This window comes from Mycobacterium sp. (genome assembly GCF_049585075.1).
In the GTDB taxonomy this organism is placed as follows: Bacteria; Actinomycetota; Actinomycetes; order Mycobacteriales; family Mycobacteriaceae; genus Mycobacterium.
The window spans coordinates 1-1,599 of the sequence record NZ_JBAUZA010000276.1 but is presented as its reverse complement, the minus strand read 5'-3'; the positions used below and the strand labels follow the sequence as shown (position 1 = coordinate 1,599).

3 protein-coding genes are annotated in these 1,599 nt (G+C 65.0%); 2 read left to right on the top strand and 1 reads right to left on the bottom strand.

What is annotated here, in order from left to right; genetic code table 11:
* Positions 1-244: 244 nt before the first annotated feature.
* Positions 245-877 carry a hypothetical protein gene (locus tag WB785_RS13715; RefSeq protein WP_424079886.1) on the top strand — a complete coding sequence of 211 codons (633 nt, stop codon included), beginning with the start codon at positions 245-247 and terminating at the stop codon, positions 875-877.
* A gap of 68 nt (positions 878-945) precedes the next feature.
* Positions 946-1,407 carry a hypothetical protein gene (locus WB785_RS13710; protein ID WP_424079885.1) on the top strand — a complete coding sequence of 154 codons (462 nt, stop codon included), beginning with the start codon at positions 946-948 and terminating at the stop codon, positions 1,405-1,407.
* Here the strand turns inward: WB785_RS13710 and WB785_RS13705 are convergent.
* Positions 1,389-1,599 (bottom strand): hypothetical protein (locus WB785_RS13705; protein ID WP_424079884.1); only part of this gene is annotated, 211 nt, incomplete at its 5' end. The genes WB785_RS13710 and WB785_RS13705 overlap by 19 nt on opposite strands.

Genomic DNA, 1,599 nt, shown 5'->3' with positions numbered 1-1,599 from the left:
GGCCTGGACCGATGGCGTCGAAGGTGCGATCGGCGCCGATGGCGTCGACGTCGGGATCGGGGGACGAAGGTCGGAGCCATAAGCCGGTAACGGCCCCGCGGGCGCCGGCGGAACCGCGACCGGACTGGGAGCGGGTCCGGCCATCATCGGTGTCGCCGGCTCTGAGGTGTAAGCGACTGGCGCTGGCGAAGATACGGGCGGCGCTGCCGCTGCCTGGTGGGTGGGAGGAGGCACGTCTCCGACGGTGACCGGTGCGGCTGCGGTCGGGAAGGTCGGCGGAGTTGGCGGGACCTGCGCCTGCATCGCTTGGACCGGGCCTCCGGAGAGGCCGGGCGCTCCCGGTGACGTCGGGGCACCCGTCGGCGCCCCAGCGCTCGTGCTGGGGGTCGCAGCGACTACCGGGTTGTTCGGCGCGAGACCCGTCTGCGCCGGTATCCCTCCCATCGGTGCCGACGGCACCGGCGCCGAGGGTGCCGAAAAGGATTGGGCGGGTCGTGATGGACTAGGAACACGCCCTCCGAACGACGCCGGTACGACGCCGGGTCCGCTCGCGCTCGGCGCGCTTCCGGCGCTTAACGCTGCCGGAGTCGTGACTGCGCCAGGTCCGCCCACGCTTGGGGTGCTGCCGGTGTTAACTGCTCCGGCGGTGGTGACTGCGCCGGGTCCGCTGACGCTTGGGGTGCTGCCGGTGTTAACCGCCGGGGAGGTAGTGCCTGCTCCGGGTCCGCTCGCACTGACTGCACTGCCGGTGGCCTGGCCCGCCCCCGGTGTCGCGGCCTGGTTGAGCTTGCCTCGGACCTGGTCCTCGATGGCCTTCAGGTCGGGCTGCTCGTTCGCGTCGATGCCTGCGTCGCGGGCCATCCCGAAAAACGACTGACCGGGATTCTGCGCGTCCAGGACCTTTTGGCCGTTAGCAATGACGCTGAAGCCACACTCTGCGGCAGCATGGTTGGCTTGTCGTTGGCACTCAGCGATAGCCTGGACAAGTTTAGTAACTTTAATCTCGGGTTTGTCGTTCGACTTCAAGATGTCATTAATCTTCTGATTGCCATCATGCGCGATACTTGTCAATTTTTCGCGCAGGTGCATCACACTGTCGAGCGCGCCTTGAAGGGCCGTTTTGTAGGTGCCGTTCTTGTCCGCGATGTGGGCGGCCTGGTCGGCGCCTTGCTGAAATGCATCCCGGATGGCGTTGGCGGTCATCCCCTCTTGCCTAGCCAAGCTTGTTGTAATGGCTTGCTGCAATGTGTCATGAAGTTGGGAGAAGTTTGTCTGGATCGTTCCACGATTAGCAATAGCATGGTTAAGCGCGGTCACCGCCGTGATACTCACCCACTGCGCGCCAACCAGCAGCGCCGACCATTCACCGGGTGGATAATCGGGCACAGTCATTTGCACACCCGCTGAATTGTGGCGGTCGCCTCGGCAGAAGCATTCGCCGCCGGCTGTACGTCCTGGTCACCGTAGTGAAGTCCATCCAGATAACCAATCGGCAGTTCCTGATATGCATTGGACTGCTTGCGGACCGCGGACGCTACGTCGGATGGGGTGGCCGGCTCCCCGGCCAGCTTCGCTGATAGGTACCGGCTGCCAAAGTCC